We start from the raw sequence: 25,931 nt of genomic DNA, 5'->3' as shown, positions 1-25,931 counted from the left end.
CCATTAATGGTGTCAAAGCCAAAGCCACCATCTATGAAGTCATTACCTGCTGCACCGCTGAGAACATTATTGGCATCATTACCAACAATCGTATCATTGCCAGCTGTACCAATTAAATTCTCAATGCTGACTAAAGTATCTGTCAAAGGAGAATTTCCCGGAAAGCTAACTACACCAGTGGAGAGATTGGCATCAATTGGGCCGGAAAAGAAAGCATAAGATGTGGTATCAGTTCCAGTACCGCCATCAATGGTGTCAAAGCCAAAGCCACCATCTAGGAAGTCATTGCCATCACCGCCAAACAGTTTGTCATTACCAAAATCACCTAAGATGGAGTCATCACCATCTCCACCGCTGAGAACATTATTGGCGCTACTACCAACAATCGTATCGTTGCCAGCTGTACCAATTAAATTCTCAATGCTGACTAAGGTATCTGTCAAAGGAGAATTTCCCGGAAAGCTAACTACACCAGTGGAGAGATTGGCATCAATGGGGCCAGAGAAGAAAGCATAAGATGTGGTATCAGTTCCAGTACCGCCATCAATGGTGTCAAAGCCAAAGCCACCATCTATGAAGTCATTACCTGCTCCACCGCTGAGAACATTATTGGCATCATTACCAACAATCGTATCATTGCCAGCTGTACCGATTAAATTCTCAATGCTGACTAATTTATCCGTGAGAGTAGAATTTCCCGGAAACTTGACTACACCAGTAGAGAGATTGGCATCAATTGGGCCAGAGAAGAAAGCATAGGATGTGGTATCAGTTCCAGCACCGCCATTAATGGTGTCAAAGCCAAAGCCACCATCTATGAAGTCATTACCTGCTGCACCGCTGAGAACATTATTGGCATCATTACCAACAATCGTATCATTGCCAGCTGTACCGATTAAATTCTCAATGCTGACTAAAGTATCCGTGAGAGTAGAATTTCCCGGAAACTTGACTACACCAGTAGAGAGATTGGCATCAATTGGGCCAGAGAAGAAAGCATAGGATGTGGTATCAGTTCCAGCACCGCCATTAATGGTGTCAAAGCCAAAGCCACCATCTAGGAAGTCATTGCCATCACCACCAAACAGTTTGTCATCACCATCCAAGCCTCTAAGGGTATCGTTGTCACTACTGCCGAAGACAACATCATTGCCATTAGTTCCGTAATAATTAATTGCCACGAGAGTTTATCCTTAAACAAAGAGTAATTGTTAATATTAGGACTTACAATTTGACAAAAAGACACTTATATACATAAACTGTAATTTTCTTTTTCACCTACTTCTGTGACTGCGATATTTCCTGTTGATCTGACAACTAAAAAAATAAGTTAAGTTAGCTAGGCAGGAATAGGTCGTAAGTGCAAACTACATTTCCAACTTGGAAATAGGAACAAGGGAAAACTTACTAACATTACAAAGAGTGCTAATTTATACAAATACCCATTTGTATAGTGCGTAAGTTCTAGATATAAGACTGTTAAGTGTGCAAATCGAGCTTAACAGCCTCATATTAAGTAATCAGTGTAGTTACGCAAGATTACGGAAAAAAGAAAAAACTTTATGCAGCTAGCTCCCCTGTTCCCAATTTTCTACCGCATTCTCCAGCCGAGTTTTCCCAACTGCCTTTGGACTGGAAATTCTCATGCTAAAGCGATCGCACTCACATTCGATGATGGGCCCCATCCTCAATACACACCCGAAGTCTTGGCAGTGTTAGATCGTTACAATATTAAAGCTAGTTTTTTTTGGTTGGGTGTTTGCGTCAACCGTTCACCAACCATTGCCAAAGCCGTGAGCGATCGCGGACACTGGATCGGATTGCATGGCTACGATCATCGCTCTTTTCCCATGCTTTCCCCAAATGACCTGAAGGACAGTTTAGAAAAAACCCAAATTGCCATTTATAAAGCCTGCAACCTGCAACCTGAAGAAGTGCGGGATGTTCGTCCCCCCAATGGTTTATTTACACCTGCTACTTTAAATTTTTTTTCTCAGTGGAATTACCGCCCAGTTATGTGGAGCGTTGTACCAGAAGACTGGGTATGTCCAGGCGTCACCACCGTGGTAGAGCGAATTATGCAGCAGGTCAAAAATGGTTCAATAATTGTTTTGCATGATGGTGCTTGCGGTGGACAAGATGTTGCTGCCACAATTCAAATTCTCATTCCACAACTGCTACAACAAGGTTATGAGTTTGTAACTGTTGATACTCTATGGCATCAAGCTAAGACAACCCATTGATAACTCGATAGGTTGGGCGATCACTAAAATATTAGGACTTACGTAATTAACTTGTTACGCATGAACCAACAGGTATTGACCGTTACCAAGAATTTCACCATTATAACCGTCAAAATACTGTATGCACAAGAGCAAATAAAGTCTCCACATCCGGCAGAACTTGGCATAGTTCATGCCATAATTTAAATCTTTGATTTTTGCTTGATTTTGGTTAAAATTCATTAACCAATTTCTGAGAGTATTTGAATAGTTAGCACCATTTAAATACCATTGATTAATGGTTTTCAAATCTGTATTAATCTTTGGTATGACATCATAATTCCATACCCGCATATTGGGGAAAATATATTTATTGATAAAAGGATGGGTTATGTTGTAAGGTAATTTTGTTGTGATTATGTGAATTAAAACCTTACCATCGTCTTTGAGGATAGAAGCCAATTTTGAGAATGATTTTGTTAAATTACCTATATGCTCAAACAGCCCAATAGCCATAATTTTATCAAACTTAGTCTCCAAATCAATATCATTAAAGTCCTTTTCATATAGACTGAATCTATCTGAACTGAGGTAACTGCTAGGGTCTTGCATTTTTTTCCGCATATATTCGCATTGCTCGTGGCTCAAATTCAGAGCCGTTACTTTCACGTGCGGAAACCGGGAAAGAATGTAATTTGATGCAGAACCCCAACCGCATCCCAAATCTAAGATTTCGTCTCCGTCTTCGATGCCTGCTTTTGCAATCAAATCGTCGAGCATATCAATTTGAGCTTGCTCAAGGTTGGATGCTCCTTTTTCCCATAAAGCCATCGTGTATTTGGGATATAAAAGTTCTGTCTCTTTCAAGATCAAACTGAACATTTTTTCGGGTAGGTTGTATTGAACCTTCATTAGTTCGTGTGACCCTTCTGCAAGGCGATCGCTTTCTTGCAACAACCATTCATAGGGAACTAAAAGAGCAGGAAAATACTTGTAGCTGATTTGTATGGAGAGATTTAAAAGGGCTTTAAGCAGAGGATCGGGGATTTTTAGCCCATTGATATAAGCCTCTGCTCCTGCCATTAAGATTGCATTGAATCCGGCGATCGCTGTGCGGCTCGCTTGGTAAGCAATTCGACTTTTATTATTTACATCTCCTACTAAAGGAGTATGTCTTTGGATATCTTTTGGAATGCTGGAAGTCATGTATATAGCCCCGATATTTCTATTTAAATTTTTAGTTTTTTTAGGGTTATTGTCAGATTTTAGCGATCAATAAATGCCTGGTTAAGGCATAAGGCAGTCCCAATGAAACAAGTTTCACCGCCAAGCATAAAAATGTCTTTCTTCCCCTGTTCTTTCAAGTCAGAGAGCAGAAGGGTTAAGAAATAAAACTCCATCACTTGTTGTGGTGCAAGAGTTGTAGAATATCTGCATCACAATCTCGTCTTAAAGTTGCATCTGAGTCTTTGTCACGTTCCACGACTACAAGCAAAATGTTTAAAACCTTTCTGCCTTGTGCCTCCTGCCCTAAAGCAAGTAACCTTTAATCATCACTGAAGGTTGCGAATTTACCTCTATGTAGACTTATGATAAAACCAAATAAAATTGAGACTTGTAAAATAAATTTATTGTATTAAAAATTAATATTTTATTATCTTATGAAGTGTAATTACGACTCCAAACTAATTTCTTAGGGTCGTATGCAAAAACATTACGTTCCTTGCTTCCATTTGAAGCATTTGCATCTCATCCAAAAGTATTGATCTTCGGATTGCAAAACTATTTGATAAATTGCATTTACATTTATTGTGCAATACGAATGCAGAATGGCATGAGGATTTTCGTCCATTTTCTAGTTGGGAGTATCAGCCTTTGGTGGCTGATATCCCAGTGATTTATGCTAGTTCCTAGAATTGATGTGTGGTTAAAAAAGCTTCGACTTCAGCAGCAGTAGGTTGAGAAGCGATCGCACCTGGTTTAATAGTAGTCAGTGCCCCAACAGCATTGGCATAAGTGACAATGCGTTTTGCTGTTTCTGCATCCCGCAAGCTGTGGATGCCATACTGACTCAGTTGGTAGATGAATCCTGCCAAAAAGCTATCTCCTGCACCAGTTGTATCAACTACAGGCACAGAAAACGAGGGTAATTTGCCTTCATTCTCACCTAGACAATAAGTGCAGCCGTTTTCCCCATCTGTCACCAGTACTCCCTCAATTGAAGCTAGACGATAAGTGATAGCTCCGGGATCTACGGTTTCAAATAGCCATTCAGCCTCTTCTTTGGAGAGTTTGAGGAAATCGACTCGCTTAAATAATTCTGGAATTTTTTGATGGGCGATGTTTGGCTCTTTCCAAAATACAGGACGCCAGTTGACATCCAGCACAATTTTTAAGTCGTAATGTTCTGCTAACTCTAAAGCACGGTGAATTGCCTCTTCAGTTTCAGGATAGGCTAATTCCAAAGTACCCAAAACCAGAAAATCTGCCTGTTGAAACAGCGAATTTGGCAATTGTTTAGCTTGCAGGCGAGTATCGGCAAATTCTGCGGTATCGTACTGACCAAATCCGGCAAAGGTGCGATCGCCAGCCAGATCCCGTGTAACATAAACTTGTCGCGTTGGTGCTGTGGGATGGCGTTGTACTCCTGTCGTCTCTACACCTACATCTTGTAATAGCTTGACTAGTGTATTCCCTGGCTCATCTTCGCCAACAGCTCCGATAAATCCCGCTGACATTCCCAGCTTGACTAAAGCACAGGCTACATTAGCTGGTGCCCCTCCTGGGTAAGGAGTCCAAGATTTCACTTCTTCCAGCTTTAGCCCTAATTGATCGGCTAAACAATCAAACAAAATTTCACCAAGGCACAAAACACGGGGATTGCTCATCTCATTTTCAATTTTAGATTTTGATTTGGGATTAGGAATTTACAGTATAAAATCTACAATAATTTTTGCTAATCTGTCGCCAGTCCTTCATAGAATTAAATAGCAATTTTTACTACTCCTATACCATGTATATGCTTCTAATCCTCGCTTATTTTATCTCAGCACTTAGACGTAAATTATTTTAAAATAAGCTATATTTGTTACTTAATATGTTGCGTAGTTTATATTTTTGCCAACTTGAAATCCAAAGAAAATATTGACAATCGTATTACTGCTAATACTTGAAACCCCTACCAAGAAAAGAATCTTCTAGAATTAGAAAGAGCGATTAAGTACATATACCAAGGGAGGATAGAAATAGTCATGGCTGGTGGCAAGTCTGAGACCCCCGTTAGTCTGTCAGACAGAGAACTGCAAATTATCGACCTAGTGGCCGCTGGCTTAACTAACCAAGAGATTGCAGGAAAACTGGAGATTAGCAAGCGTACAGTTGATAACCATATCAGTAATATTCTCACTAAGACTGAGACAGATAATCGAGTAGCTCTTGTCCGCTGGGCTTTACAGTGGGGCAAAGTCTGTTTGAATGATGTCAATTGCTGTACTCTGCCTAATCAGATTGAATAAACAATTTACTAGTAGAAGCGTAATTGCTTTGGTATAGTAAATTACAAGCTAATTTTGAGTTTTACTGATTGTTCCCTCTTTACGTCTAAGTTTTCAGTGTGGACACTCTACCAAAAGTTCCGAGTCCATCACTCAGCTGGAGTTTATGTTAGTGGAGCCAGCTGACCCTCAGACTCGGAAACTATCAAACATCAGAATTCCTTTCCAAATTCAGCAGAACAGATGTAGGACTGGGGACTGGGGTCTGGGGTCTAGGGAGAAGCATCTACAATGCGCAATGACGCCACTTGCTCCACTTGGGGAAACCCCAAGTGGAGCAAGTGGCTCCCCAATGCCCCATACCCTAACAAAACAATCATCTACAAAAATTAGCAACAATTCAGTGGTGCAAGCGTTACATTTGAAAGAAATCTATGTTGCCCCATCGGCTTTGGGAGTAGTGTTCCAATGAATACTTCCGCTTCTTTTCAGGGTAGCTCGTCTCCCTTTAAATTTTTTAACTTTGATTTTACGATACCTGTATCTGAGAAGGTTCCAAGTCTAGAAGACCAATCTTCAGACTTTCGGCAACCCACACAAGATGCCGACTTACTCAGACAGCTATCGTTTATTCCAGGGTTGAAAGAAATTTTGATGCTGCGGCAGGTTCACGCTTTAGAACATGCTACTGTTTGGGTTCTTAGCGAATCAAAAAACGCCTATTCTTCCCCAGCAGAATCCACTAACGTTCAACTAGATAATGAACTATTAGGCGGTTTATCTACTGAGCAGGGATTCTACCTCTATGGTGAGGTAAATATTAGTGATTTGCGGCGTGCGGTAATACTTGCTCGACATCGCATCACCAGTGGAGAGTGGGATTTGGCTGTACATCCCCGTTGTGGCACAAATTTATCAGTAGCAATGCTCTTAACAGCTGGACTAGCTGTTGGTGTGCATCTGTTGCTACCATTTCGACCAATAGAGCAACTTATAGGTTTGGGGTTAGCGGCAACGACAGCCGCAGAACTCGCACCTGATTTAGGTTCTATGGCACAACGTTACCTAACAACTGCCATTCCTTTTAACCTAGCAATTGAAAATATTACCCGTACACGCGACGTTTGGGGGCGTGAGGCACATTTTGTTAAAGTAGGCTGGCAAGAATGAAGAGAGCAAGAAGAGATGAGGGGACAAGATAAAATTTTCTCTCTTGTCTCCCCCATCTCCCCCTACTGCCTACTTGTTACTCCCCTAAAAAAATTATGAGAAAACTTTACTTCTTACTTCCTGGTACAGATAGCAAATTTGCCTGTGGTGGTCTTTGGGCTGAGTTAAAAGCACTTAATCTAGCTCAGAATTTCTGTAGTGCTGATGTTGTAACTTACCGTCAACGGGAAAAAGATAAGCTTTTTATTGATGATTTGCTAAAAGAGAAAAATTTAAATGATGTAATTTTTGTGATCAGTTGGGGATTTGATATAGCTCAACTCGTGGCTAAACTTAAGCAATACAATGTCGTTTACCATGCACATAGTGCAGGTTATCCATTTAGGCTACCTGCAAGTATTCCAATCATGACTGTTAGCCGCTATACAATGGGATATTGGGGAGAAAAATCACCCAATTCTCTGATTTATTATTTGCCCAATCAAATTTCTGATGAGTTTCAAAATTTAGGTTTGGAACGGGATATTGATGTTTTAGTTCAAGCTCGGAAGTCTTCTGAGTATTTAATTAAAGAATTGATTCTAGCGTTGCAAAAACGTTGTAAAGTATTGGTTGTTGACTCTTATGTAGAGGATTTACCTGGACTATTCAACCGAGCTAAGGTTTACCTATATGATTCTGCTGAGTACTGGGCACAACAGCGTGTGAGTGAAGGATTTGGTCTACAACCAATGGAAGCTCTTGCTTGTGGTTGTCAAGTATTTTCTAGTGTCAACGGTGGACTAGCTGATTACTTAGACCCTGGATTTAATTGCTATAAAATTGCTGGATATTCTCAAGAATATGATGTGCAACGTATTTTGAAAGTAATTGAATCTTCAGTAGATTTTAGCTTATCTGAAGATTTTTTGGTTGAGCATCGAACTGAAAATATTATTAAACGTTTCCAAGTTATTTTGGATGAGTTAAATGAGTTTTTTGACCACAAAATTCAGCAGCCATCTAATATTAAGAATTTGACGAAAATACGGATGGTGAAATTACTTGCTCAGAGGGTATATGGGAAGCTGAGGAAGAAATATTTTAAGTAATACAAATAATACAAACGAACCACAGAGGCGCACAGTTCACAGAGACAAGAGAGGAAATTGCATGAATCGGCGGTTATTAGTTACTGGGGGTGCGGGGTTTATTGGGGCGAATTTTGTCCATCATTGGTGTCAGGTTTATCCAGACGATCGCGTGGTGGTGTTGGATGCTCTTACTTATGCGGGGAATCGTCTGAATTTGGCGCTAGTTGAGGGAAGAGAAAATTTTCGGTTTGTGCAGGGGGATATTTGCGATCGCACCATCATAGACAACCTATTATCAATGGAAAATATTGATACCATCGCTCATTTTGCCGCTGAATCTCATGTCGATCGTTCGATTCTTGGGCCAGCTGCTTTTGTGCAAACTAATCTGGTCGGAACTTTCACCCTACTAGAAGCTTTTCGGCAACATTGGGAGGCGAAAGCACAGTCATCTGATTATCGTTTCCTGCACGTTTCTACTGATGAAGTTTATGGTAGCCTGGGCGCAGATGATGCAGCTTTTTGTGAAACGACACCCTACGCTCCCAATAGTCCCTATTCAGCTTCAAAAGCGGGTAGCGATCATTTAGTCCGTGCTTATTATCATACTTATCAACTTCCAACCATTATCACAAATTGCTCTAATAATTACGGCCCTTATCAGTTTCCCGAAAAACTAATTCCCTTGATGTGTATCAACACTTTGATGGGGAAACCATTACCTGTCTATGGCGATGGGAAAAATGTACGGGATTGGCTTTATGTGGGCGATCATTGCCGTGCTTTAGATGTAGTAATCAATCATGGTCAACCAGGAGAAACGTACAATATTGGTGGCAATAATGAGGTGGAAAATATTAACCTCGTCCAACTTTTATGTCGAATGATGGATGAATTAGCACCTGATTTACCAGTACATCCAGCAAAGCAGTTGATTACTTTTGTTAAGGATAGACAGGGACACGATCAAAGATATGCAATTAATGCAAACAAAATTAAAACTCAGGTTGGTTGGACGCCTTCAGTAACAATTGCTGAGGGTTTACGTTTAACAGTTGAATGGTATCTTAATCATCGTAATTGGTGGGAACCTCTGCTGTCTGCAGAATATCAAGCTTACTATCGCAAAAATTATCTGTAAAATTACCCAAAATTGGGCTAACTTTAACGAGTAATGGTCTCAAATTTTTATGGGGAACTAATTTGTCATAATGTAAGCGACCAAGAATTATGCCTGGATGTCTATTTTGATTGTGAGCAAATTCTTCAATCGCTTTCCGAGAAAAGACTTTTTTACTCCTGATAATAAATTCATTTAATGTCTGAGAATTTATTAGCCAGTTAGCGGCTTTTTCGTTAGCTGCTCTTTCCTCATCATTCTCTTCTAACGCATCAAAATTGTCTAAATAAGCTCCTTGATGTCCTAAAACAATGTGTGCTAACTCATGCATGAGAGTGAACCAGAATGAATCTATCCGGTCATATCTCAATGTCAACGCGATAATGGGATTGCTGTTTAAATAAAAGGCCGCACCATCCAAGTAGGTTTTGCTTAAATGGGGCACAATTAGAAAATGTACACCTAAATCTGCCAGCAATTTAGGAATATGCACAATACTGTCTACTTGTTTAGCACAAGCAAGAATTTCAGGGATAGCAGTCTCTAGTTTTTTGCGTTCAAAACTAGCAATGGTTTGTTGTTTCGCTAGGTTCTCAACTCGTTTTATCCAAGTTATGCGAGAAGTTTCCTCTGGCTCTCGATGCTCAGAACAACGGAAATTAACGGCTAACTGGAGTGTTTCATCTAAGGAAGATATACCGAAAAAATTACAGATTTGCTGTTCTAAGTCATCAATCGAATCTGCTGCTTGAATCCACTTATTTTTGATTAGTTCAGAGATGGGGGCAATTGTATACAATCGGCTTTTACGAGCTATATCTTGCTCCTTTTTTTCTTTTCCCACTATATGAAGTCGATACTTTGCTTCCAGATTTGTCCAGAATTCTGGAGAAGTACCCAAGGCTTGGGAGAGTTCGATAGCTGTTTCAGGTGTAATTTGCTTGCTTCCCCGAATAATTTCATTAATGGTTTGAACTGGACGCCCCATAATTTCTGCTAAATCTTTCTGTGTCCAGCCACGGGCTTCTAATTCTCGACTTAAAATTTTTCCTGGTGTTGGTACTCTTGCTGGTGCTAGCTTCTGGCTCATATTCCTGTGTCCTCTACTGACGAAAGTTAGTGGTAGTCTTCGATATCGATTACTGTGAGATAATTTCCCTGTTCATCCTCATCCACTGTCACAATTAGACGCCACTGGTTATTTAAACGTAGAGAACGCTGTCCTTTTTTTCCTCGTTTTCCTGACAACTTCTCAAATCTCAATCCTTTTTGAGCATATAAGTCTCGCTCATCTACAGCAGCATCAATAATCGCCATGACTTCAAAAAAGTCATCAACCACACCTGGGTATTTATGCGCATCTTTTTCTTCTGTGTAAAGTGCTTCGAGTTTCTTTTTTTTAAAGTGAAAACGCAAAGCTTCCCCCAAGTTAAATGCACTGGATTTCGCATTATACAATGGCTGACTTCAGCCTTGGGGTGAATGACTGATATTTTAATTGTAAATCTTATTGTGACAAGAGATTTAAGCCGTTTGTAAAGTTTGTAAGATGATATTGAAAGTTAGCGCAAATCTTTCCTGTAAAGGGTTTCGCCATTTTTATCCAACAGCATACCTTGCTTGAGCAAGATCATCTTACTATCACTTTTTGATAATACAAGCGTACTATATAGTTTAATTAAAGGCAAGTTATGCAAAGCGTCTTGTCCACCCCAGTTATACAAATCAAATACACAACAGCTTACTAAGACAGTTAGGGATTGCTGCCACAGTTTTTGTAGATAATGACTATCCTTGAATATAAGGGAATCAGATCAACGTAAATTGCCAGCAGGTGTAAGATGCTGCAACCAGAACAAATATTACAAGATCGTTATCAAATCCAGTGCCAACTTGGTAACAATGGAATTCGCCAAACTTGGTTAGCAAAAGATTTACAAGCCTCTGATGGCGAAAATTCTATTGTTGTGGTCAAACTTTTGGCCTTTGGCGGTACTGTACAGTGGGATGACCTGAAACTTTTTGAAAGGGAAGCACAAATTCTTAAACAGCTAAATCATCCCCGCATACCTCGATATATAGATTATTTTTGTATCGACGATCGCACACTTTGGTTTGGCTTAATACAAGAATATATTCCTGGTGAGTCGCTTAAGGAAAAACTTGCTGTTGGCAAAAGGTTTAGTGAAAAGCGAGCGAGAAAAATTGCTGTTGAGGTTTTAAATATTCTCACTTATCTACATGAATTGAATCCAGGGGTGTTGCATAGAGATATTAAACCGAGTAATTTAATCTGGGGCGACGATAATCGGATTTATTTAGTTGATTTTGGCGCAGTTCAAGATAAAGCGGCAAGAGAAGGCGTTACTTTTACCGTTGTCGGTACTTATGGTTATGCCCCAATGGAACAATTTGGTGGTCGAGCGGTTGCGGCTTCAGACTTATATGCACTGGGAGCGACTTTGATTCATTTGCTTACTGGAACTTCCCCCTCTGATTTACCCCAGCAGGATTTGCGATTGCAATTTACAGACCGAGTTAACCTTAGTCCCAGTTTTGTCAGTTGGCTACAAAAGTTGATAGAACCCGCTCCCGAACAAAGATTTACTAGTGCAAGCGTTGCGCTGAATGCCCTCAAATCAGGACTGACTGTCAAATCTGTAAACAAGAATCAGCTTTTGCCGTTAAAAGAAATCATCAACAATTCTGGGTGTGGGATCAATAATCAGAATGAAACAGTCCCAGAGGAAATTCTCGGTTGGAATTGGGGCGCTTTTCTGATGCCTTGGTTGTGGATGTGGCCGAATCAAGTGTGGTATGGTTTATTCTGTTTTGTACCTAATGCTTGGTGGTTAATGGCGATCGCACTTGGTGCAAAAGGCAATGAATGGGCTTGGAAAAGTAGACGGTGGCGCAGTATTGAACAATTCAAAGCTCATCAAAGAGGCTGGGCGATCGCTGGTATTCTACTTGGAGCGCCCATTAGTATTATGTTGTGGGTTAGAGCGATCGCTTTACTCAAATCTGCACTATAAGGCAGTCTTTTGGGTAAATATCAAGGGAGAGTTTTTTAGGCAGATAAGTATAAGGGAAGGGTTCAACAAATGGTTCAAATTCTTCAAGGAAAAGATATCACCCTAGCCCAACTGATTGATGAATTTGGCCTACAACTTGCAGACGACGAAGATTTTTTTTCAGAATGGCGGCATGATTTACCTGAGTTGAGTGACTTAGAGAAGAAATCTCTCAACGAAGTCAAGACAGAATATTTGCATCTATCGAAATATTCTATTTTGGAAGCTGTAGTCAAAATGGTGGTGCTATCTCCACTATTGCGTCTAGCAGGTTTTTATCAACCGCCTTTCTACATTGCCTCAGAACAAGAGGTAAAAATATCTTCTGAAGACGAAGGCACAATTATCAGAGGATGTATTGACATCTTGGTGTTGCATCCTCCATTTTGGGTTCTCGTTATTGAGGCAAAAAGAGCAGATTATTCTTTAGTGCCAGCAATTCCACAAGCATTGGCTTATATGTCGGCAGATGCAACTTTGGCTAAACCTGTTTTTGGCTTGATCACCAATGGTAATGAATTTAGATTTATCAAACTGCTAAAAACTGAAACTCCACAATATGCTCTATCTGATTTGTTTGCTTTAGATAGTCGTGATGACATATATATTGTCCTGAAAGTGTTAAAGCACCTGGCTCATTTAAGTCGTAATTCGTAATCTTGCAGGGTGCATAAATTACTGAACTATAATGCAATATGTTTCGGTTAATCCTAAAAAATAAAAATGTGTAGGTTGGGGAGCCAGTGCGTTGCGGAGCGAGTGTGGTCTTGGGGGTTTCCCCCATGAACAACTCGCGTTGGGGTTCCTTCCGTTATAGCAACTGGCGTTTGAGGAACGAAACCCAACGTTTTACGGGGTTTGTTGGGTAACGCATTCTCTCAACCAATCGACAAATATTCTTAACTACAAAAAACTTGTCCCTCTCCGACTCAGAGAGGGACAGACTTGAACTAAAGTTCAAAGTAGGGAGAGGTTCGTTGAACTCACGTTAAGTTGACTACCCTACCTTATCAACTCACTTGCGATTCAACTACACCCACGGGACAAGAAACATTTGTCCCTCCCAAACCACAATACCCATTAGGATTTTTAGCCAGGTATTGCTGATGGTAGGCTTCGGCGTAGTAGAACTCAGGTGCATCTAAGATTTCCGTGGTAATCTTGCCATAACCTGCATCGTTGAGGGCTTGCTGATAAGCTTCCCGTGATGCTTCTGCTAGCTGCTTCTGACTTTCGGAGTATACATAAATTCCCGAACGGTATTGAGTGCCAGCATCATTACCTTGGCGCATCCCTTGGGTGGGATTGTGGCTTTCCCAAAAGACTTTCAGTAGTTCGGCATAACTAATCACTTTGGGATCGAACACAACTAACACCACTTCATTGTGACCGGTTCGCCCACTACATACCTCTTCATAAGTGGGGTTGGGTGTTAACCCAGCAGCGTAACCGACTGCAGTACTGTAAACTCCTTTAAGTTGCCAGAATTTGCGTTCTGCACCCCAAAAACAGCCCAAGCCAAAGATTGCCTTCTCTAATCCATCGGGAAAAGGAGGTTTTAAGGGATTCTTGTTGACATAATGAGCGGCGGGTACTGACATAGATTGTGCCCTTCCTGACAAAGCTTCGTCAGGTGTGGGCATAACTGCCTTTTTGCCAAATCCGAATAGTGCCATTGATTTTGACTCTGATATATATCTTTACCTTATTTACTATTCTAAAGATTCTAGCGATCGCTTGGGGTCTTCTCAAAGTCCTGATTGGACTGTGTTGAGTCTCAGCATTTGCTCTTTCACTAGTTAATGCTATTGATCAAAGGGGACTTGGCGTCAGAAGATACTCATGGATAAAATACCGAAAATTGACCGTCAAAGGGAGCATCAAGCGAACGAACGTACCTTTCTGGCTTGGCTACGCACTTCTATTGCATTGATTAGCTTTGGTTTTGCGATTGCCCGATTTGGTATATTTCTGCGCCAGTTGAATATTGCTATTACTCAACAAGAACCTCCGTTACATCAATTATCCAACTCGGAAAATTTGGGTGTTATTTTGGTAATTTTTGGAATTTCAACTATTGCGTTAGCTGCGTGGCGATACAACCAAGTTTTTTGGCAAATTGAACAAGGAGACTATAGACCAAATAGGTTAATGGTTTGGATCATGACTGGAGTAGTAATTATTTTAGGGCTTCTCTGTCTTCCTTTGTTCCTATGGCGCGATCAAGTCCCTTCTCGTTCTCGTGTTCCCATTCAACCACAGTCCCGAAATTTGCATTAAACACACTTTTAACCGCTCGCATTTTTTTGTGGCTTTTTTGCCGATCCTCAATTAATCTTAGCGTCGGCGTAGCCCGCTGCAAGCATCGCTGTATACTTGCACAATTTCTCGCACTTCATATCTAGCAAGCTTTTAGGCTTTTTGTAATCAAAAAAAATTGCTCTCCAACTTTAGCTTTCAGGTTGGACTGAATCGTCATACACTGATTTTGGACTAATGAAAGCGGTTGCCCTTACAGAAACGATGAGCGAAAGTAAGATATCAGAGATATTAGAAACCTTCGAGGCAGAACTGCTGTCGGAGTGGACTCAGGAACTAGCCAATGTCAATATTCGGAGAGGCTTGATTAAACAAGCCCAGCTAAAAGAGGAGTGTCGGGAATTCCTTAGTTTGTTTCGGGTTGCCGTTGGGCAGGGCAATTTTACCAATATTCAGGCAGCAGAGTGGCAGGAGATGCGGGAGATGCTCAACAGTATTTCTCGATCGCGATCGCAAAATGGCTTCACACCCTCAGAAACGGCTACATTCGTCTTTTCGTTCAAACAATCCCTCTTCAACCGAATGCGTCAGCAATTGAAAGACCCCACTGAGTTGGGTGAAAATATCTGGCTAGCCACAGACTTACTGGATCGGCTAGGATTGCTGACAATTGAAATGTATCAAAAAACGCGGGAAGAGGTGATTTTGCGGCAGCAGGAAGAGTTGATGGAGCTGTCTACCCCAGTCGTTAAACTCTGGGAGGGAATTTTAGCATTGCCGATTATCGGCACTCTGGATAGTGCCCGCACTCAAATAATGATGGAGTCGTTATTGCAGAAAATTGTCGAAACCGGTTCCGAAGTTGCCATCATTGACATTACCGGCGTTCCCACCGTCGATACCCTGACTGCTCAACATCTACTTAAAACCGTTACCGCCGCTCGTCTCATGGGAGCCGATTGTATGATCAGTGGCATTCGTCCTCAAATTGCCCAAACGATCGTTTATCTCGGCATTGATTTGACAAATGTAGTCACGAAAGCAACGTTAGCCGATGCCTTTCTCACGGCGCTAAAACGGTTGGGAGCGACCATTAGCCGCTCTCAATCCAAATAGGTAGGCAGGAAATGGAACGCATTCCTATACTCAAAATGGGCAATTTCCTGCTTGTGACGATCCAGGTAGATATGCACGATCGCCTCGCCATGACGCTACAGGAAGACCTGACAAACCGCATCACTCAAACCCATGCTCACGGTGTATTGATTGATATTTCTGCATTAGAAATTGTTGATTCCTTCATTGGTAGGATTTTAGCCAACATTGCCAGAATGTCACGGGTGCTAGATGCTGAGACAGTTGTTGTCGGGATGCAGCCTGCTGTGGCAATCACCTTAGTGGAATTGGGGCTGTCACTGACGGGGATTCGCACTGCCCTAAACGTAGAAAAGGGTATGGCATTGTTGCGATCGTCATTCAATGAAACCACAAATCAAATCACTGCCACTAAATGGCGTGCAGATGATGATGCAGAAGACTGAAACGATTAACATTCAATCTTCTGGTGATGTAGTTTTAGTTCGGCAGTGCGTGCGCCAGCTGGCTGTGGAAATTGGCTTTGGCTTAGTAGACCAAACTAAAATTGTCACCGCCGCCAGTGAGTTAGCCCGCAATACCCTAGACTATGGGGGAGGCGGCATAGTAAAGCTAGAAACGCTTCAGTCAGGGCAACGACGAGGACTCCAGCTAACCTTTGAAGATCAGGGCCCGGGAATTCCTGATATCGAACTGGCGCTAAAGGATGGGTTCACCACGGGCAATGGGTTAGGTATGGGGTTGGGTGGTGCCAAACGACTTGCCAACGAGTTTGAGATTCAGTCTGCGGTAGGAGAAGGGACACGGATAAAAATTGTACGATGGAAATAAAATGAGAGAATCTGTCGCTGTCACAATTACTGAATCTAGCCAGACTGGGGAAGCCCGACGGGCAGCGATCGCTTTGGCAACTCGGCTCGGCTTTCTGGAAACAGAACGCGGCAAGGTTGGCATTGTGGTAACAGAAGTTGCTAACAATCTGGTGCAGCACGCCCACGGCGGAGTAGTGCTGCTACGAGCGCTCAAGCAAAATTCCAGAATTGGCATTGAAATCTTATCGCTAGATAAAGGACAGGGAATGGTCGATGTGGATGAGTGTTTGCAAGATGGCTTTTCCACAGGCGGAACCTTAGGCAATGGAATGGGCGCAATTCGTCGCCTCTCTGGTTTATTTGAAATTTACTCCATTCCCAACCAAGGGACAGCGCTCCTGGCCCACCTCTGGTCAGACCCAGCATCCCATCTGCCTGAGAATACCTTAGAAATTGGAGTGATCTGTTTGCCCAAACGAGGAGAAGAGGTTTCAGGAGATGACTGGGCATCTGAAGTCGATTGTCACCGTAGCTTGTTGCTAGTAGCCGATGGCTTAGGGCATGGGCCTGCGGCTGCAAGTGCTGCTGACGCAGCCGTGAGAATGTTTCAAGACCATCATCATCGTTCTCCTGGGGCGATCGTCGAAGCTGCCCACGCCGCCTTGCGAAGTACACGAGGAGCAGTACTCGCCATTGCCGAAATCGACTTTGAACACCAGTCTGTCCGCTTTGCTGGAATTGGCAATATCGCTGCCAGCATTTTCTCGTTTACTGAGCACCATAATCTGGTGTCTCACAACGGCACGGTTGGGCATGAAATCCGCAAAATTCAAGAGTTTAGCTATCCTTGGTATGCCAACGGACTTTTAATTATGCATTCTGACGGATTAGGCGCTAAGTGGCAGATCGATCGCTATCCAGGCTTGAGTCAAAAACATCCCAGTTTGATTGCAGGTGTGTTATACCGAGACTTTAACCGAGAACGGGACGATGTGACGGTGTTAGTGGCTAAAGGAATGGGAAATAATTACTAATTCACGAATTATGTTGACAATCGTTTTCACGATGGAAATCCAGTACCAACAGGATGTTGTGCAAGCTCGACAACGAACTCGTGAGATCACTGAGCAATTGGGCTTTGATGCTCAAGATCAGACCCGATTGGCAACGGCAGTTTCAGAAATTGCCCGCAACGCGTTTCAATATGCCAAAGGCGGAACAGTTGAATTTTGTGTGGCAGGAGAGCCTCAGGCATTTCTGATTCGGATTCAGGATCGGGGTGGGGGTATTCCTCATTTGGCAGACGTTTTGGCAGGACGCTACACCTCTAACACAGGAATGGGGCTAGGCATCGTGGGTACCCGCAGGCTGATGGATTTCTTTGAGATTGAATCGCAGCCGGGACAGGGAACAACGGTAACGATTAGCAAAAGATTGTCGAAGCGCACACCAGCTTTCACCGATTTGCAATTGCAGCAGATTCGAGAAACCGTAATCGGGCGATCGCCTCAAAATCCCTATGAAGAAATTCAGCGGCAAAACCAGGAATTACTCCGGGCAATGGCAGAGCTACGGAAGCGCGAGGAAGAACTGAGCCAGCTTAATCAGGAACTAGAAGATACCAATCGCGGCGTGGTTGCCCTCTATGCAGAACTGGATGAGAAAGCAAGCTCCCTGCAACAGGTAAACGAGCTAAAAACCCGCTTTCTCTCGAACATGAGCCACGAGTTTCGCACGCCGCTCAACTCGATTCTCTCCCTCTCTCGGATGCTGCTAGCACGGATGGATGGCGATTTGACTGTCGAGCAAGAAAAGCAGGTGACATTCATCCAAAAGGCGGCGAGCGGATTATCAGAACTGGTCAATGATTTGCTGGATTTGGCAAAGGTGGAAGCTGGAAAAGTTGAAGTGCGTCCCAGTTCCCTTGAAGTCAGTGACTTGTTTGCCACGCTGCGGGGGATGCTGCGACCATTATTGGTTCAAGGTTCCTCTGTCACGCTGATTGTCGAAGAACCTAAAGGCATTCCACCGCTCTATAGCGATGAGGGCAAAATTGCTCAAATTCTCAGAAACTTTGTCTCGAATGCGCTCAAATTTACCGAGCAGGGAGAGGTGCGCGTCAGCGCTGTGCAAACGGGTCAGACCGTGACCTTCTCCGTATCTGATACGGGCATCGGCATTGCTCCAGCCGATCAAGAGCGCATTTTTGAAGATTTTATGCAAATTGAGTCCCCTCTACAAAAGCAGGTGAAGGGAACCGGGTTAGGATTGCCGTTATCGCGCAAGCTAGCGGAGCTAATTGGCGGCAGCATTTCGGTGAGAAGTCAGCTGGGTGAAGGCTCCACCTTTACAGCATTGATTCCGATCGTCTATCCAAATGCCACCGAATTTCCTATCGGACTGCAACCAATTGCATCCTTTGAGCCAACTCGCCTGCCCATTCTGGTGATTGAAGATCATCCAGAAACCCTATTTATTTACGAAAAGCACCTTCAGGAATCAACCTATCAATTGATTGCTACCCGCACCTTAGCTCAGGCAAGGCTTGCCTTACAACAACTTCGACCGGCGGCGATTATGCTAGATATTCTGCTGGAGGGGCAAAACGGCTGGACGTTCTTACGAGAAATTAAAGCCGATGAAACGACTCGCACTATCCCTGTACTTGTTATTACCATCGTTGATAACGAGAAACAAGCACTGGCGCTAGGAGCAGACGGTTTTCTAATTAAGCCGGTAGACAGATTGCCCCTGTTGAACAAACTCAATACGCTAATTACTCAGAACAAGTCTCAAAAAATCTTGTTAATTGACGATGACCCCGCCTATCGGTATCTTGTAAAACAGTTGTTGATAAATACACCGTTGAGTATTTTAGAAGCTGCGAACGGACAGGAAGGATTAAATTTGGCAAAACGGGAGCAGCCAACCGCGATCGTGCTTGACTTGGAGATGCCAGAGATCAGTGGATTTGATGTACTCAAGCAGCTTAAGAACAATTCCGTCACTCAGTCAATTCCTGTAATCATCTACTCATCTGCCCAACTTGATGCAGAAGTGCAGAGCCAGTTAGCAGCACAAAGCATCGCCATTGTTTCCAAAGAAACAGGCTCTCAAAGAACGGCGATCGCCCAACTTCAAGATGCGCTTGTCAAAGCCGGACTTGTTCTAGAGGTTTAAGGGGAAAGTCATGTCTGAGCCACGGGTTACGATCCTGCATATTGACGATAACGAAGCCAATCGTTACGTTGTTACCCGTATTTTGCAAAATGCAGGTTTTAGTGTCGTGGAAGCGGCAACCGGAGCGGCAGGATTAGAAGCCGTTGCTAACTTTCAACCTGACTTAGTAATTTTAGATGTCCAACTACCAGATATCAGTGGGTTTGAAGTCTGTCGCCAAATCAAGGCAAACCCCGAAACGGCTTTTATCCCTGTGCTACACCTTTCTGCAAGTTTTGTCCAAAGCCAGGATAAAGCAGAAGGCTTGGACAGTGGTGCTGATGCCTATTTAGCACAACCCGTTGAACCTATTGAACTGCTTGCCACCATGCGATCGCTGCTGCGAATTCGCCGGGCGGAGGAAGCTGCTTTGTCCTCAGCGCGGGAGTGGCAAACCACCTTTGACTCGATCAACGACGGCGTATCTCTGGTAGACCGGGAAGGTCTAATTCTGCGCTGTAATCGAGCCATGATGCAGCTTTTTGGCAAGCCCTACCACGAAATCTTAGGTTATGCCCACCATGAATTGATGGGCGCAGAATTGGGAATCGGCGATGGCGCTTGCTTTCGCCGGGCAAAAGAAACTCACCAACGGCAAGTTCTAGAATTTCAATCGAAAGGACGGTGGTTTGCCAAAACAATCGACCCGGTATTTGATGGGCATGGGACTCTCACAGGCGCCGTTTTCACCCTGTCCGATATTACCGAACGTAAGCGAGCAGAAGCCTTGCTGCAAGAGCAGAACGATCGCCTGAATCGGCTGATGGTCTCTTTGCAGCAACAAACTGAACAAGCGCAGCAAGCTAATCGAATCAAAGATGAGTTTTTGGCAGTGCTGTCTCATGAATTGCGATCGCCCCTGAATCCGATTCTGGGTTGGGCAAGAATTCTGCAAACGAGCCACCAGGATGCAGCCAAAACTCAGTACGCCCTCGAAACGATCGAGCGCAACGCTAAACTGCAAGCACAACTAATCGAAGACCTGCTCGATGTGTCGCGCATTCTCCAAGGCAAGTTGAGTTTGAACACAGTTCCAGTTGGTCTAACTTTTACCATCAAAGCTGCCCTTGAAACCGTGCGGCTCGCTGCTGAAGCTAAATCCATTCAGATTCAAACAATATTTGAACCGAACGTTGGGCAAGTGTTGGGTGATTCTGGTCGCCTGCAACAAGTTGTTTGGAATCTACTTGCCAACGCGATTAAATTTACCTCACAGGGTGGTCGAGTCGAGGTGCGGTTAGAAAGTATCAAGGATGAAGTAGATACTCATGCTGCAGAATACACTCAAATCACTGTCAGCGACACTGGTCGGGGTATCTCTAGTGACTTTTTGCCCTACGTCTTTGACTACTTCCGCCAAGCCGATGGGACAACGACGCGAAAATTTGGCGGGTTGGGGTTAGGGTTAGCGATCGTGCGTCATTTGGTTGAATTACACGGTGGAACCGTTCAGGCAGCGAGTCCTGGAGAAGGGCAAGGAGCAGTGTTTACAGTCAAACTTCCACTCATCGCTGCTTCAAAATTGAATCAAGTTAATACTGCCGATCGCGATCGCTCAGATTTCAATCTCAATGGATTGCAAACGCTGCTTGTAGACGATGACAAAGATTCGCGGGAGTTCATTGCCTTCGTGCTAGAACAGTACGGGGCACAAGTAACTGAAGCAGACTCAGCAAGTGAAGCTTTCAGCCATTTGGAGCAAGCAAAATTTGATTTGTTAATTAGTGATATTGGTATGCCCGATATGGATGGGTACACACTAATTCGTCAAATTAGAAAACAGTCACCCGATCAAGGCGGAGAAATTCCCGCGATTGCTCTGACTGCTTATGCGGGAGAAATTAATCAACAACAAGCACTAGCTGCCGGATTTCAACAGCATATTTCTAAACCAATTGAGCTAGAAGTATTAATACAGGCTATTTTGACTATAGTAAAGGTTTAGCAACCTGACTTTTGTCTTATCTGTTGAAGCGAAACTCAACCTAATTGCTGTTTGGTTGATTTCACCCCCAAATATTCTAGGAAGTTTCATTAATAGAAACAGATATTTTTGTTTGTTAAATTGATAATTAAAAGTGATTAATAACAGGACTTACGCAACTAGGCACAGAGCGATCGCTCTTTTATAGTACTTAAGTACTATATAAAATTGACGTACCCAGATGGTATTGCGGAAATTATTAACAGTAATCAGCTGTGTTAAGTATTCTTCAAATATGAGAAAATTAGTTGAGGATGCATAAAATAAATTCTGTAATTTATGCGATTTACTAAACTTAACTATTGCCAGTACCTATTAAGTAGTCAGATTAATTATACTCTTCACTTTTTTGGCAGAGCATAAGCGAGCAGATTAGTCATGATAAAATTAATCGTTATCTCAAGAATGATTTGCTAACACCACGTTTGCTTTGGGATAATGTTAAAGATATCATTCAAGTGAGTAATCACGCATATCTAGTTTTGGATGACACAGTAATTGATAAACGATATGCCATAGCAATAGAAACAACTAAACGGCAGTATAGTGGTAACGAGCATAGAGTTATTCAAGGAATTGGGTTAATCAATTGTATATATGTCAATCAGGAGATGGGAAAGTTTTGGGTAGTTGATTATCGTATTTATCACCCAGACAGAGATGGAAAAACAAAGATAGTTCATGTGATGGAGATGCTGCAAAACCCTGTTTATCATAAGGTTTTACCATTTCAAGCTGTCTTGATGGACACTTGGTATGCAACAAATAAATTGATGTTATACATTGATAGTCTAGGGAAATACTATTATTGTCTTCTCAAACGTAATCGCCTTGTTGATAATACAGTAGGTCAAGAAGATTATACAAAAATTGAATTGTTATCTGGGAATGAGCAGGAGTTAAAAGTAGGTAAAATAGTTAAAATAAAAAAGTTTCCTCAAGCTAAAAAAGTGAAACTGTTCCGGGTAACTGTCTCCACCGACAGAACGGATTTTATCGCCACGAACGATTTATCTCAAGATTCAACGTAGTTGTACAACAAGTGTGTAAGGAACGATTGCAAGTTGAATCCTGTCAATGCTGTAAGGCTCGTATTCAAAGAAATTATATCACCTGCACTATTTTAGTCTGGCTTAGGCTCAAAGATTTAGCTTATACAACTGGTCAAACAATCTATTAAATTAAGCATGGATTGTTATCAAATCCTCCACGTTCAGCAACTAAAACGTCCGGCTGTTCCCATGTTTCTTGCCTAATTATTTGGCGCACGGCGCGGCTACACCGCGCCATTGTTTGTGACAGTTGCGTAAGTCCTGACATAGATAACTGGAATATTAATTTTTTGTGTAGCGAGTTTACAGACACTATCAATATCATCACCAATCAAAGCAGACAGACAAGTAACGTAAACAAAAATAGCGGCAGGATGATAGCGGTCAGCAACATCCACAATAGCTTTGTACAGTTTCTTTTCCCCACTAAAAACGATATTACCCTCACTAAAGTCAGTAGTAAAAGCTGTCTGATATAATTCAGAACCTGATGAGAGGCTACCATGAGTTGCCCAAGGATTATGAATACAAGAAACAGACCATGTACTAAATGAACAGCATCAATAATAGCTCCGACAGAAACTATCGCTCCGTCAAAAGGACAATTTCCTTGGGTTGAACCTGGTTGTAGTGATTTTATGCAAGTGAGTTTTTTCTGGTTAGATTTGCAAACTGTTTCACTGAGTGCTTCGTTAATTGTTACTTGAGTAGTCTTCATATTTTTTCTCCAGTTGAAGCAATACGGTTCAGTTAAAGCTAAAAAATAAAACTGGTGTAGGTTCTTGAGTATTCTTCATGTTTTTTCTCCTGTTGAAGATGAATACAAAACAGCCACAAATGAGGAGTTAAGAGTGTTATTCTCTCTATCTCCATTGTTCTATTATTTTTAATTACCAATTTTTCTCACTATTATCCACTCCTCGTGATAGATCGTGTTAGAGGAAGTTTATTGGGACTGATTTATTGGGAAAATTGCAAAAAATAGCAATTGATTCACTAGTGTTTCAGATAAAACAAGCAACTATTCTGACGCATTCTGTATTTTTAGAAAGCCTGTTATAGCAATCCTTAATTGCATGAGGTACATCTTAGCTTCTAACCTCTAGTCCCTCTCCTCAACGAGATGTAACTCACTAAAATGAGAACCACTATAATTTTTTTGCTAATTTTAGCTTATCTAAATATTAGTTATACTAATATTTAGATAAACAACTATTGTTATATTTTTAAACCAAATATTATTAGATAATTAAACAGAATAATTAGGTACATTGTCTCTCTGTACCTTGTTTTCTGTTTGATGATTTAACTAAGGAATTTAATTTTTTACTAATACTTTTATAGGTATCTTATTTAACGCTTATAGCACCTTAGATTTAAGCCATCATAGCCTTATTAATTTAAATATACATTAAATCTATCGACTAACCGGATTAAAACGTGGAATTTATTTTGAAATTTGAATTCTGGGAGCAGAGTTTTAATCGCCTGGATGAGTATCTACAACAATTGCAAGCAGAGGAAAAAACGCGATCGCTCATAGGTTGCGATTGACATTGCCATCGATTAGGGAAAGCGTCGTAACTCGCGTCTTGAATGCCCCATGTAAACTCGTCTTCGAGGCATGGACTCAGCCCGAACAGGTTAAACGCTGATTTGGGGGTTGCAGCAGTATGACAATGATCGTTTGCAAAATTGACCTGCGCGTGGGTGGCACTTGGCGCTATGTCTTGCATGACTCCGGTAACGACACTGAACACGCATTTTCAGGAGAGTGCGGTGAAATTGTGCCGCAGCAACCATTGATTGCTACCGAATACTACGAACCAGTTCCCAACAGCGACTACCTGAATATGCTTACCCTGGCTGAAAAAGACGGAAAAACGACGCTGCACATCGCAATGCAAGGATTGGTCAAGTACTTAGTTGCTCTATGGGCGATTTCCAAAAGGGTACTCATGCCCTAAAATGGGATGGGGTGTATAGGGTTCTTCTAGGAATTTGCGCTCTTGATCAGACAGTTCTAAATCCACCGCCTCAACAGCCTCTTTGAGATGTTCGATCTTGCTAGCGCCTATTATGGGAGATGTTACACCTGGTTGATGCAATAGCCAAGCTAGGGCAATTTGTGTGGGTTTAACCTCTCGTTTTGTAGCTAATTCAACTATGCGCTCAACTACTTGAAAATCTGAATCTTGATAGTAGAGTTTGTGAGCGAATTCGTCAGTTTTTGCACGTAGTGTTTGGCCATAGTCTGACTTACTGCGATTCCCTGACAAAAAACCACGCGCCAGGGGACTCCAAGGAATAATACCAATCCCTTGATCTCGGGCTAGAGGTATGACTTCTCGTTCTTCTTCTCGATAGACTAAATTGTAGTGATTTTGAATTGATACAAAGCGAGTCCAGCCGTGAATGTCTGCTGTATAAAGGGCTTTAGCAAACTGCCATGCGTAAACACTAGAAATTCCCAGGTAACGCACTTTACCTGCTTTCACAAGATCGTGAAGTGCTTCTAGGGTTTCTTCGATTGGTGTCTCATAGTCCCAACGGTGAATTTGGTATAAGTCTACATAATCGCTCTGTAGTCGCCGCAAAGAAGCATCAATGCTATCAAAAATATGTTTGCGAGATAGTCCTCGATCATTTGGTCCATCACCGACTTTACCATGTACTTTGGTAGCAATAATAACCTGATCTCTGTTTGCAAAGTCTTTGAGCGCTCGCCCGACAATTTCTTCACTAACGCCCAAGGAATAAACATCAGCGGTATCAAAGAAGTTAATCCCCAATTCCAAAGCCAGTTTTATAAATGGGCGACTTTCTTCTTCTTCTAATACCCATTGGCGCAATTTACGGGAGCCATAAGTCATCGTGCCGAGGGTGACACGCGATACTTTGAGTCCAGTTTTGCCAAGATTTACATATTTGATCATACTGTCTGCTCTACTTTTGTTGGGATACTTAATAACGTTGTGACATTTCTACAGCCAGTTGGGAGGTGCAATTGGCTTCATCGGTGCGTCCTCAGAAGTTGTAGTGTTAGCTAGTTGTTAATGAATCAGTAGAATGTTGTTACCAGAGGCTTTGCACTTTTCTCGTACACTTGATCTGCCTAGAATATTGCAAAGCTATGAGCATTACTTTGCAACAGCTAGGATTTAAATACTATATACCAATCGAGTTGCCGGAGTTAATGACTATAAGATTAAGAATCAATCCAACGGCTCACATCTGGCATTTGTGTATAGAACCATAGCGCACCTAAGATATTTAGACTGCCACAGACAATCAAGGCATTAGTCGCACCAAAATTATCTGCCAAAGTTCCAGCCAACAGATTCCCAAAGGGTATCA

The 25,931-nt window shown here is 42.2% G+C and carries 24 protein-coding genes and 1 pseudogene; 17 read left to right on the top strand and 8 right to left on the bottom strand.

The annotated features are described in order from the left end of the window. Nucleotides 1-1,181 (bottom strand): calcium-binding protein (locus tag V7K60_RS34825; RefSeq protein WP_334932788.1); only part of this gene is annotated, 1,181 nt, incomplete at its 3' end. A gap of 381 nt (nt 1,182-1,562) precedes the next feature. Between V7K60_RS34825 and V7K60_RS34820 the strand changes: the two genes are divergently transcribed. Continuing rightward, nucleotides 1,563-2,243, top strand: coding sequence for a polysaccharide deacetylase family protein (locus V7K60_RS34820; RefSeq protein ID WP_334932786.1), 681 nt, complete (start codon nt 1,563-1,565; stop codon nt 2,241-2,243). A gap of 54 nt (nt 2,244-2,297) precedes the next feature. Here V7K60_RS34820 and V7K60_RS34815 read toward each other — a convergent pair whose 3' ends face one another. Both V7K60_RS34815 and V7K60_RS34810 read right to left on the bottom strand, forming a co-directional pair. Beyond that, the gene (locus V7K60_RS34815) at nt 2,298-3,428 is read right to left on the bottom strand and encodes a class I SAM-dependent methyltransferase (RefSeq protein ID WP_334932784.1); all 1,131 of its coding nucleotides are present in this window, start codon (nt 3,426-3,428) and stop codon (nt 2,298-2,300) included. Between the two features lie 704 nt (nt 3,429-4,132). After that, on the bottom strand, nt 4,133-5,110 hold the full coding sequence (locus V7K60_RS34810) for a carbohydrate kinase family protein (RefSeq protein ID WP_334932782.1): 978 nt from the start codon (nt 5,108-5,110) through the stop codon (nt 4,133-4,135). Nucleotides 5,111-5,473: 363 nt separating this feature from the next. Here V7K60_RS34810 and V7K60_RS34805 point away from each other — a divergent pair, with 363 nt between their 5' ends. From V7K60_RS34805 to rfbB, 5 genes are all read left to right on the top strand, one after another. Beyond that, the gene (locus V7K60_RS34805) at nt 5,474-5,737 is read left to right on the top strand and encodes a helix-turn-helix domain-containing protein (RefSeq protein ID WP_099103136.1); all 264 of its coding nucleotides are present in this window, start codon (nt 5,474-5,476) and stop codon (nt 5,735-5,737) included. A gap of 277 nt (nt 5,738-6,014) precedes the next feature. Beyond that, nucleotides 6,015-6,188, top strand: a complete 174-nt coding sequence (locus V7K60_RS34800; RefSeq protein WP_334932780.1) for a hypothetical protein — start codon at nt 6,015-6,017, stop codon at nt 6,186-6,188. Then, nucleotides 6,185-6,886, top strand: coding sequence for a DUF6391 domain-containing protein (locus tag V7K60_RS34795; RefSeq protein ID WP_334932779.1), 702 nt, complete (start codon nt 6,185-6,187; stop codon nt 6,884-6,886). The genes V7K60_RS34800 and V7K60_RS34795 overlap by 4 nt, the downstream gene beginning before the upstream one ends. 95 nt (nt 6,887-6,981) lie before the next feature. After that, the gene (locus V7K60_RS34790; RefSeq protein WP_334932777.1) at nt 6,982-7,977 is read left to right on the top strand and encodes a glycosyltransferase; all 996 of its coding nucleotides are present in this window, start codon (nt 6,982-6,984) and stop codon (nt 7,975-7,977) included. 61 nt (nt 7,978-8,038) lie between these two features. Further along, nucleotides 8,039-9,100 carry a dTDP-glucose 4,6-dehydratase gene (gene rfbB / locus V7K60_RS34785; protein ID WP_334932775.1) on the top strand — a complete coding sequence of 354 codons (1,062 nt, stop codon included), beginning with the start codon at nt 8,039-8,041 and terminating at the stop codon, nt 9,098-9,100. Here rfbB and V7K60_RS34780 read toward each other — a convergent pair. Beyond that, a complete protein-coding gene (locus V7K60_RS34780) occupies nt 9,027-10,169 on the bottom strand; it encodes a HigA family addiction module antitoxin (RefSeq protein WP_334932773.1) in 1,143 nt (380 codons plus the stop codon). The genes rfbB and V7K60_RS34780 overlap by 74 nt on opposite strands. 26 nt (nt 10,170-10,195) lie before the next feature. Further along, on the bottom strand, nt 10,196-10,537 hold the full coding sequence (locus V7K60_RS34775; protein WP_334932771.1) for a type II toxin-antitoxin system RelE/ParE family toxin: 342 nt from the start codon (nt 10,535-10,537) through the stop codon (nt 10,196-10,198). 383 nt (nt 10,538-10,920) lie between these two features. On the opposite strand from V7K60_RS34775, the gene V7K60_RS34770 reads away from it, so the two are divergent. Both V7K60_RS34770 and V7K60_RS34765 read left to right on the top strand, forming a co-directional pair. Then, complete coding sequence (locus tag V7K60_RS34770) at nt 10,921-12,114, top strand: serine/threonine protein kinase (RefSeq protein ID WP_334932769.1); 1,194 nt, start codon at nt 10,921-10,923, stop codon at nt 12,112-12,114. A 69-nt stretch (nt 12,115-12,183) separates the two neighbouring features. Beyond that, nucleotides 12,184-12,810: a type I restriction endonuclease gene (locus V7K60_RS34765; RefSeq protein ID WP_334932767.1), complete on the top strand. Its 627-nt coding sequence runs from the start codon at nt 12,184-12,186 to the stop codon at nt 12,808-12,810. A gap of 353 nt (nt 12,811-13,163) precedes the next feature. Here the strand turns inward: V7K60_RS34765 and msrA are convergent, their stop codons facing one another. Beyond that, nucleotides 13,164-13,829, bottom strand: a complete 666-nt coding sequence (msrA, locus tag V7K60_RS34760) for a peptide-methionine (S)-S-oxide reductase MsrA (protein ID WP_334932765.1) — start codon at nt 13,827-13,829, stop codon at nt 13,164-13,166. A 166-nt stretch (nt 13,830-13,995) separates the two neighbouring features. On the opposite strand from msrA, the gene V7K60_RS34755 reads away from it, so the two are divergent. The 8 genes and pseudogenes from V7K60_RS34755 (at nt 13,996) to V7K60_RS34720 (ending at nt 22,778) form a co-directional block, all read left to right on the top strand. Continuing rightward, entirely contained in the window at nt 13,996-14,433 is a 438-nt protein-coding gene (locus tag V7K60_RS34755; RefSeq protein WP_334932763.1) for a YidH family protein, read from the top strand. A 216-nt stretch (nt 14,434-14,649) separates the two neighbouring features. After that, on the top strand, nt 14,650-15,528 hold the full coding sequence (locus V7K60_RS34750) for an STAS domain-containing protein (RefSeq protein WP_334932761.1): 879 nt from the start codon (nt 14,650-14,652) through the stop codon (nt 15,526-15,528). Between the two features lie 11 nt (nt 15,529-15,539). After that, nucleotides 15,540-15,953, top strand: coding sequence for an STAS domain-containing protein (locus tag V7K60_RS34745; protein WP_334932759.1), 414 nt, complete (start codon nt 15,540-15,542; stop codon nt 15,951-15,953). Further along, nucleotides 15,892-16,338, top strand: a complete 447-nt coding sequence (locus tag V7K60_RS34740; RefSeq protein ID WP_334932757.1) for an anti-sigma regulatory factor — start codon at nt 15,892-15,894, stop codon at nt 16,336-16,338. The genes V7K60_RS34745 and V7K60_RS34740 overlap by 62 nt, the downstream gene beginning before the upstream one ends. 1 nt (nt 16,339) lies before the next feature. Further along, the gene (locus tag V7K60_RS34735; protein WP_334932755.1) at nt 16,340-17,353 is read left to right on the top strand and encodes an ATP-binding SpoIIE family protein phosphatase; all 1,014 of its coding nucleotides are present in this window, start codon (nt 16,340-16,342) and stop codon (nt 17,351-17,353) included. Nucleotides 17,354-17,363: 10 nt separating this feature from the next. Continuing rightward, nucleotides 17,364-19,499: an ATP-binding protein gene (locus V7K60_RS34730; protein WP_334932753.1), complete on the top strand. Its 2,136-nt coding sequence runs from the start codon at nt 17,364-17,366 to the stop codon at nt 19,497-19,499. Between the two features lie 10 nt (nt 19,500-19,509). Further along, a complete protein-coding gene (locus V7K60_RS34725; RefSeq protein ID WP_334932751.1) occupies nt 19,510-21,483 on the top strand; it encodes a hybrid sensor histidine kinase/response regulator in 1,974 nt (657 codons plus the stop codon). 318 nt (nt 21,484-21,801) lie between these two features. After that, nucleotides 21,802-22,778, top strand: a pseudogene (locus tag V7K60_RS34720) (IS701 family transposase). A 20-nt stretch (nt 22,779-22,798) separates the two neighbouring features. On the opposite strand, the gene V7K60_RS35525 reads toward V7K60_RS34720, so the two are convergent. Further along, nucleotides 22,799-23,101 carry a nitrogenase component 1 gene (locus tag V7K60_RS35525; protein ID WP_442944516.1) on the bottom strand — a complete coding sequence of 101 codons (303 nt, stop codon included), beginning with the start codon at nt 23,099-23,101 and terminating at the stop codon, nt 22,799-22,801. A 1,146-nt stretch (nt 23,102-24,247) separates the two neighbouring features. Here V7K60_RS35525 and V7K60_RS34705 point away from each other — a divergent pair. Further along, a complete protein-coding gene (locus tag V7K60_RS34705) occupies nt 24,248-24,541 on the top strand; it encodes an SRPBCC domain-containing protein (RefSeq protein ID WP_334932745.1) in 294 nt (97 codons plus the stop codon). Here V7K60_RS34705 and V7K60_RS34700 read toward each other — a convergent pair. Continuing rightward, nucleotides 24,506-25,510, bottom strand: coding sequence for an aldo/keto reductase (locus V7K60_RS34700; RefSeq protein WP_334932743.1), 1,005 nt, complete (start codon nt 25,508-25,510; stop codon nt 24,506-24,508). The genes V7K60_RS34705 and V7K60_RS34700 overlap by 36 nt on opposite strands. Nucleotides 25,511-25,931: the final 421 nt, after the last annotated feature.

Source organism: Nostoc sp. (assembly GCF_036917555.1).
Classification (GTDB): Bacteria; Cyanobacteriota; Cyanobacteriia; order Cyanobacteriales; family Nostocaceae; genus Nostoc.
Note: the sequence above shows the minus strand (reverse complement) of the source record. Positions and strands in the feature narration are given on the sequence as shown.

Bases quoted from the DNA above. Each gene is read 5' to 3' on its own strand.
- V7K60_RS34820 (WP_334932786.1), top strand. From the start codon at position 1,563: ATGCAGCTAGCTCCCCTGTTCCCAATTTTCTACCGCATTCTCCAGCCG.
- V7K60_RS34815 (WP_334932784.1), bottom strand. From the start codon at position 3,428: ATGACTTCCAGCATTCCAAAAGATATCCAAAGACATACTCCTTTAGTA.
- V7K60_RS34810 (WP_334932782.1), bottom strand. From the start codon at position 5,110: ATGAGCAATCCCCGTGTTTTGTGCCTTGGTGAAATTTTGTTTGATTGT.
- V7K60_RS34805 (WP_099103136.1), top strand. From the start codon at position 5,474: ATGGCTGGTGGCAAGTCTGAGACCCCCGTTAGTCTGTCAGACAGAGAA.
- V7K60_RS34800 (WP_334932780.1), top strand. From the start codon at position 6,015: ATGACGCCACTTGCTCCACTTGGGGAAACCCCAAGTGGAGCAAGTGGC.
- V7K60_RS34795 (WP_334932779.1), top strand. From the start codon at position 6,185: ATGAATACTTCCGCTTCTTTTCAGGGTAGCTCGTCTCCCTTTAAATTT.
- V7K60_RS34790 (WP_334932777.1), top strand. From the start codon at position 6,982: ATGAGAAAACTTTACTTCTTACTTCCTGGTACAGATAGCAAATTTGCC.
- rfbB (WP_334932775.1), top strand. From the start codon at position 8,039: ATGAATCGGCGGTTATTAGTTACTGGGGGTGCGGGGTTTATTGGGGCG.
- V7K60_RS34780 (WP_334932773.1), bottom strand. From the start codon at position 10,169: ATGAGCCAGAAGCTAGCACCAGCAAGAGTACCAACACCAGGAAAAATT.
- V7K60_RS34770 (WP_334932769.1), top strand. From the start codon at position 10,921: ATGCTGCAACCAGAACAAATATTACAAGATCGTTATCAAATCCAGTGC.
- V7K60_RS34765 (WP_334932767.1), top strand. From the start codon at position 12,184: ATGGTTCAAATTCTTCAAGGAAAAGATATCACCCTAGCCCAACTGATT.
- msrA (WP_334932765.1), bottom strand. From the start codon at position 13,829: ATGGCACTATTCGGATTTGGCAAAAAGGCAGTTATGCCCACACCTGAC.
- V7K60_RS34755 (WP_334932763.1), top strand. From the start codon at position 13,996: ATGGATAAAATACCGAAAATTGACCGTCAAAGGGAGCATCAAGCGAAC.
- V7K60_RS34750 (WP_334932761.1), top strand. From the start codon at position 14,650: ATGAAAGCGGTTGCCCTTACAGAAACGATGAGCGAAAGTAAGATATCA.
- V7K60_RS34745 (WP_334932759.1), top strand. From the start codon at position 15,540: ATGGAACGCATTCCTATACTCAAAATGGGCAATTTCCTGCTTGTGACG.
- V7K60_RS34740 (WP_334932757.1), top strand. From the start codon at position 15,892: ATGAAACCACAAATCAAATCACTGCCACTAAATGGCGTGCAGATGATG.
- V7K60_RS34735 (WP_334932755.1), top strand. From the start codon at position 16,340: ATGAGAGAATCTGTCGCTGTCACAATTACTGAATCTAGCCAGACTGGG.
- V7K60_RS34730 (WP_334932753.1), top strand. From the start codon at position 17,364: ATGTTGACAATCGTTTTCACGATGGAAATCCAGTACCAACAGGATGTT.
- V7K60_RS34725 (WP_334932751.1), top strand. From the start codon at position 19,510: ATGTCTGAGCCACGGGTTACGATCCTGCATATTGACGATAACGAAGCC.
- V7K60_RS34705 (WP_334932745.1), top strand. From the start codon at position 24,248: ATGACAATGATCGTTTGCAAAATTGACCTGCGCGTGGGTGGCACTTGG.
- V7K60_RS34700 (WP_334932743.1), bottom strand. From the start codon at position 25,510: ATGATCAAATATGTAAATCTTGGCAAAACTGGACTCAAAGTATCGCGT.